At 29.7% G+C, this 5,909-nt stretch carries 6 protein-coding genes and 1 pseudogene; 6 read left to right on the top strand and 1 reads right to left on the bottom strand.

Features of this window, described 5'->3' with window-relative positions:
* Window positions 1–115 precede the first annotated feature (115 nt).
* Window positions 116–1,015 carry a gliding motility protein GldN gene (gene gldN / locus QNK89_RS08470; protein WP_340170574.1) on the top strand — a complete coding sequence of 300 codons (900 nt, stop codon included), beginning with the start codon at window positions 116–118 and terminating at the stop codon, window positions 1,013–1,015.
* Window positions 1,016–1,108: 93 nt separating this feature from the next.
* On the top strand, window positions 1,109–2,152 hold the full coding sequence (locus QNK89_RS08465; protein ID WP_340170573.1) for an FAD-binding oxidoreductase: 1,044 nt from the start codon (window positions 1,109–1,111) through the stop codon (window positions 2,150–2,152).
* A 12-nt stretch (window positions 2,153–2,164) separates the two neighbouring features.
* On the opposite strand, the gene QNK89_RS08460 is transcribed toward QNK89_RS08465, so the two are convergent.
* The gene (locus tag QNK89_RS08460) at window positions 2,165–2,548 is read right to left on the bottom strand and encodes a DUF983 domain-containing protein (RefSeq protein ID WP_340170572.1); all 384 of its coding nucleotides are present in this window, start codon (window positions 2,546–2,548) and stop codon (window positions 2,165–2,167) included.
* An 86-nt stretch (window positions 2,549–2,634) separates the two neighbouring features.
* Between QNK89_RS08460 and QNK89_RS08455 the strand changes: the two genes are divergently transcribed.
* From QNK89_RS08455 to QNK89_RS08440, 4 genes and pseudogenes are all read left to right on the top strand, one after another.
* A complete protein-coding gene (locus tag QNK89_RS08455) occupies window positions 2,635–4,542 on the top strand; it encodes an ATP-binding cassette domain-containing protein (protein WP_340170571.1) in 1,908 nt (635 codons plus the stop codon).
* Between the two features lie 77 nt (window positions 4,543–4,619).
* A pseudogene (locus QNK89_RS08450) lies at window positions 4,620–5,024 on the top strand (efflux RND transporter periplasmic adaptor subunit); the annotation flags it as partial.
* A 93-nt stretch (window positions 5,025–5,117) separates the two neighbouring features.
* Window positions 5,118–5,663, top strand: coding sequence for a TolC family protein (locus QNK89_RS08445; RefSeq protein ID WP_340170570.1), 546 nt, complete (start codon window positions 5,118–5,120; stop codon window positions 5,661–5,663).
* Between the two features lie 65 nt (window positions 5,664–5,728).
* Window positions 5,729–5,909: CPXCG motif-containing cysteine-rich protein (locus QNK89_RS08440; RefSeq protein ID WP_340170569.1), on the top strand; the 181-nt coding region annotated here is incomplete at its 3' end.

Below are 5,909 nucleotides of genomic sequence, written 5' to 3'. Positions count from 1 at the left end.
AATTAGTTAGATAACTCAAGATCTAGTGGACCAGCTATTAAGCCAGCTTCTCCAATAGTTATTGAGTTATCTAACTAATTTGCTTGAAATTAATAAAAATTAAAAGAAGAAAGAAATGAATTATAAATCTTTATTAGCAGTCGTATTTGGAGTATTGATTTCCTCTAGTGCATTTGCTCAAGTTAACATTTTAAATGCTAAATCTCCAAAAGAGATTGGTGTTAAAACTGAAGAACAAAAAGCTTTAGATAACGATAAACCATTAGAATATGGCTATGTTGACGATAGAGATATTATGTTCGCAAAGATGACTTGGGAAAAAGTGGTTTTAGATGAGCGTGTTAACTTTCCATTATATTATCCTGTAGATACTAATAATATTGGTGCTAACAGACGTTCTTTATACGATGTTTTAACAAAAGCAATAAAGGATGGTGATGTTAAGGATGTGTATTACGATTCTTATTTTACAGGAACTAGAACAGCTAAAGAATTAAAAGATATTACAACTAAAATTGATACTTTAGATATAGGATACGATCAATTAAACGCAGATGGACGTGTAGATCCTGAGTATATTAGAAAAACAGAGATTTCTTCTTACAATATTAGTGCATACCTTATAAAGGGATTATGGTATTTTGATAAGCGTCAAGGAGAATTAAAGTATCGTTTACTTGGTATTGCACCAGCTGCACCAGATGTGAACTTCTTAGATTCTGATGATGAGGCTAACAAAGAACCAAACCCATTATTTTGGGTGTTCTTTCCAGATGCTAGAGAAGTATTGCATAATGCAAAGTCTTTTAACGAGAAAAACAGTTCTGTACCTTTTTCTTTCGATCATATTTTAAACGCAAGACGTTTTAATGGTGTAATAACTAGAGAAGAAAATGTATTTGGAGATCGTAAAGTTGAAGATTATATAGCAGAAAATGCTTTAATGCAACTTTTAGAATCTGAAAGGATTAAAGAAAAAATTAGAAATTTCGAGTTAAATATGTGGTCATATTAACAAGAAATCTAAATAAATTTTAAAGCGCTCACTTATTTAAGTGAGCGCTTTTTTTTAGCTATTATTCCACTAATAATCTATTATATTTGCACCATGCAAGTAGATTATATTATAGTAGGTTGTGGGTTAGCAGGTATCTCATTCTGTGAAGAGCTATTAAACAACAATAAATCGTTTGTTGTTATAGACGACAATTCTCAACAATCTTCAATAGTTGCAGGAGGCTTATACAATCCGGTTACGTTAAAACGGTTTACGCCTGTATGGCAAAGCAAAGAACAATTAGCTTTAGCACTACCAATGTTTTCTAAAATAGAAAAACGTTTAAATATTAAATTAGATTTTAAAGTACCAGTTAGAAGACGTTTTACATCTTTAGAGGAGCAAAATAATTGGTTTTCAAGATCGGATAGGGAAGGTTTATCAGATTATATGTCTCTAGATATTCATAAAAATAACAATCCATCTATAATTGCAGAATACGGTTTTGGCGAAGTTTTAGAAACTGGAAGAGTAGATACTAAGTTTCTTATTTCAGAATACAAGTTATATTTAAAAAGTAATAACCTATTAATAGAGGAGACCATAAATTATAACCAACTTAAAATAGATGTACTTAAAGTAACTTATAAAAATATAATTGGAAGTAAAATTGTTTTTGCAGAAGGTTTTGGACTTACTAAAAACCCTTTTTTTAATACACTACCATTAGAAGGTAATAAAGGTGAACTAGTAACTATTAAAGCTCCTGATCTAAAATTAGATTTTGTGCTAAAATCTAGTGTATTTATTATTCCGTTAGAAAATGATGTTTATAGAATAGGATCTACTTATGATAAAACAGACAATACTAATAATACCACATTAGAAGCAAAAGAAACACTTCTTTCAAAAATGAAAACCTTTATTACTTGCGATTTTGAGGTCATAGATCAAATGGCTGGAATTAGGCCAACAGTAATAGATAGAAAACCTCTAGTAGGGAAACATTCAGAGCATAAAAACCTTAATATATTAAACGGTTTAGGAACTCGCGGTGTTATGATTGGGCCTTATGCTGCAAAACAGTTATATAACCATATAGAAAATAACTTGCCTTTAGATAAAGAGCTTGATATAGTAAGATTTAATAAATAAAGATATTAGGGTCTATCTTTTAGCTAGAGATTTATCGTAACTCATAAAAAGATTAATCCATATGTTTCTTGATACTCTAACAATAATAGGGTAAAAAAGGATTTGAGAAGCAACTATCGCAACTATAGAAACATTAAGTGAGCTATTAAATAAAAGATAGCTAATTACAAATGCAGCAACAGCAAAGGCAATACCTACACCATAACTTACATACATAGATCCATAAAAAAAAGAAGGCTCAATTTTATATTTGGTCTTGCAATTACTACAATTATCATGCATATTAAAGAGTTGTGTTACAGCATAAGGGTTTTTATTAGTGTACATAGATTCTTCGTGGCACTTAGGGCAAACACCTGTAATTATTCCATATAGTTTTGATCCTTTATTAAACATAATATTTGTGTACTTTTGCAGTCATAAAATTCAATTTCAAAATTAAACTATCTTAATTAAAGTTAAGTAACTTAAGTCACAAATCAATGCTAAATATTCATAATCTATCTATTTCATTTCAAGGAGAATATCTTTTTGAAGACATCACATTTAAATTAGGAAATGGAGATCGTGTTGGGCTTATTGGTAAGAATGGTGCTGGTAAATCGACAATGCTAAAAATTTTAGCAAAAGAATTAGAGCCAGACTCAGGACAAATTGCAGGAGATAAAGAACTAAAGATTGGGTTTTTAAAGCAAGACATAGATTTTACATTAGGTAGAACCGTTTTAGAGGAATCTTATCAAGCTTTTGTTGAAATTAAAGCATTAGAAGTACAAATAGATAAGATTAATCACCAGTTAGCTGAGCGAACTGATTATGAAAGCGAAGGCTACAATCAATTAATGATTGACCTTAACGAAATTCAACATCAATACGAAATAATTGGAGGTTACAATTACCAAGGAGAAACCGAAAAAATATTACAAGGTTTAGGTTTTAAACGTGAAGATTTCGATAAACTTACAGATACATTTTCTGGAGGTTGGAGAATGCGTATAGAATTAGCAAAATTATTACTTCAAAATAATGATGTTTTATTGTTAGATGAGCCTACAAACCACTTAGATATTGAATCTATTATTTGGTTAGAAGGGTTTTTAAAAAACTATACAGGAGCTGTAGCGATAGTATCTCACGATAAAATGTTTTTAGATAATGTAACCAATCGTACTATAGAAATATCTTTAGGACGTATCTACGATTATCCAAAACCTTATACACAGTATTTAGTTCTAAGAAACGAAATAAAAACGCAGCAATTAGCATCTCAAAAAAATCAACAAAAGCAAATTGAGCAGACAGAGAAGCTAATAGAGAAATTTAGAGCTAAGGCATCTAAAGCAACTATGGCACAATCGTTAATTAAAAAGTTAAATAAAATTGATAAAATTGAAGTAGATGAAGATGATAATAGTGTAATGACTTTAAATTTTCCTGTATCCATTACACCAGGAAAAGTTGTTGTAGAAGCAAATGATATTTATAAAAACTACGGAGAAAACCAAGTACTAACTAATATTAGTTTAATGATAGAACGTGATGTAAAAACTGCATTTGTTGGACAAAACGGTCAAGGTAAATCTACATTAGCAAAAATATTAGTAGGAGACATTAAACACCAAGGTTATTTAAAGCTTGGACACAACGTGCAAATTGGTTATTTCGCACAAAACCAAGCAGAATACCTAGACGGAAGCAAAACCGTTTTAGATACTATGATTGATGCCGCAAACGAGACCAATAGAAGTAAGGTTAGAGATATTTTAGGTTCATTTTTATTTCGTGGAGAAGAAGCAGAAAAATATGTAAGAGTACTTTCCGGAGGAGAAAGAAACCGTTTAGCATTAGCAAAACTAATGTTACAGCCATTTAATGTGCTTATTATGGATGAGCCAACAAATCACCTTGACATTAAATCTAAGAATGTTTTAAAAGAAGCATTACAACGGTTCGAAGGCACATTACTTCTTGTTTCTCACGACAGAGATTTTTTACAAGGTTTAACCTCTACGGTTTATGAGTTTAAAGATGAAAAAATAAAGAAGTATCTAGGCGATATTGATTATTATTTAGAAAAACGACAGGTCGATAATTTACGTGAAGTAGAAAAACGAACAGTAATAAAAGAAACACCAAAAGAAAAAAACAAGCAATCTTACGAAGATCAGAAAAAAGTAAAATCTCTGAATAATAAATTAAGTAATACTGAATCTAAAATCAATCAACTTGAAAAAGAAATTAAGGAGATAGATTTAGAACTAGCAATTAATTATGAAGAAACTGTTACTAAATTCAACTTTTTTCAAACCTATAAAGCTAAAAAAGACCAACTAGAGAAACTAATGAGAAACTGGGAAGATATCACCTTACAATTAGAAGAATATAACTAAACCTTTTTAAACTTTTTTTAACGTAATGAATTTAAACTAAAGCCTAATTTTACGGTCTTACCATAAAAACCAAATTAATGCGCAAAATAATACTCTCCCTAATAGGTGTTCTTCTTATAGTTGCCTCATTTTTATTCGCTAAAAAGTTAGTAGATAATAAAAATAAACCAAAACCAGTAGTTGCAAAAGTGATTAAAACAGTATTTACCGATACTATTCAAAACAACACTGTTGCTATTGTTATTCCAGCAAACGGGAATTTAAAAGCTAAACAACGTTTAGAATTATATTCCGAAGTTCAAGGCGTGTTTCGTTCTGGGAGCTATCTGTTTAAACCTGGTCAAAACTATAGAAAGGGTCAAACATTAATTAGAATTGATGCCTCAGAGTTTTATGCAACGGTACAATCTTCAAAAAGTAGTTTATATAACTCAATAGCTGCAATAATGCCAGATTTGCGTTTAGATTTTCCAGATGTTTATCAAAAATGTAATCCGTCAAACCAAAGTGGACTGTTTACTGTAAAATTCTAGTATATAGTTTTTGTTAATTTTAACCTTTTAAATTTAATAAAAATGGAAGAAAAAACAAGTGCAATCAGTCAATTAAGTATTAAAACGGCAAAATCCACCTACCCTCCAACTGTAGGTTTATCAGGAAGTTATGGATGGAACCAAAATAATAATAATGCAGCTTCATTTGTTGCAGTTTCAACAAATACAGGACTCTCTGCAGGATTAAATTTAACTTGGAATATCTTTGATGGTGGTAATACAATGACAAGAGTTAAAAACGCAAAAGTAAATCTTGACACTCAAGAACTCCAAAAAGAAAATATTTTAATTAGTATCACACGTAATTTTAATAATATATGGGATAATTATATAAATAAATTAGAGATTTATAATTTACAAGAAAATAATATTGCAACAGCTCAAAATAATTTTAATAGAACTCAAGAAAAATTTAAAATAGGTCAAGTAAACTTTATAGAGTTTAGACAAGCACAATTGAATTTATTAAATGCAGAGTTAAGTAGAAATCAAGCTAAGTTTGCTGCTAAACTTTCAGAGTTAGACTTATTACAAATAAGTGGAGAGCTTTTAGATGTAAAATTTTAATAAATAAAAACCTTAATTTAAAATTGCTTAATCAGAGTGGTTTAAGGTTTAAAATAAAAAAAGGAATGTACGAGCATTTTTTTCAATGTCCATATTGCTGGGAAACCATATCAATGTTATTAGATTTTAGTGTAAGACAACAAACCTATGTAGAAGATTGTGAGGTTTGTTGTAACCCAATACAACTTTCACCTGAATTTGAATCTTTAGAACTTATTGGTTTCGAGGCTATAAACATTGAACAAT

This window comes from Lacinutrix sp. (assembly GCF_037625555.1).
GTDB lineage: Bacteria > Bacteroidota > Bacteroidia > Flavobacteriales > Flavobacteriaceae > Lacinutrix.
Note: the sequence above shows the minus strand (reverse complement) of the source record. Positions and strands in the feature narration are given on the sequence as shown.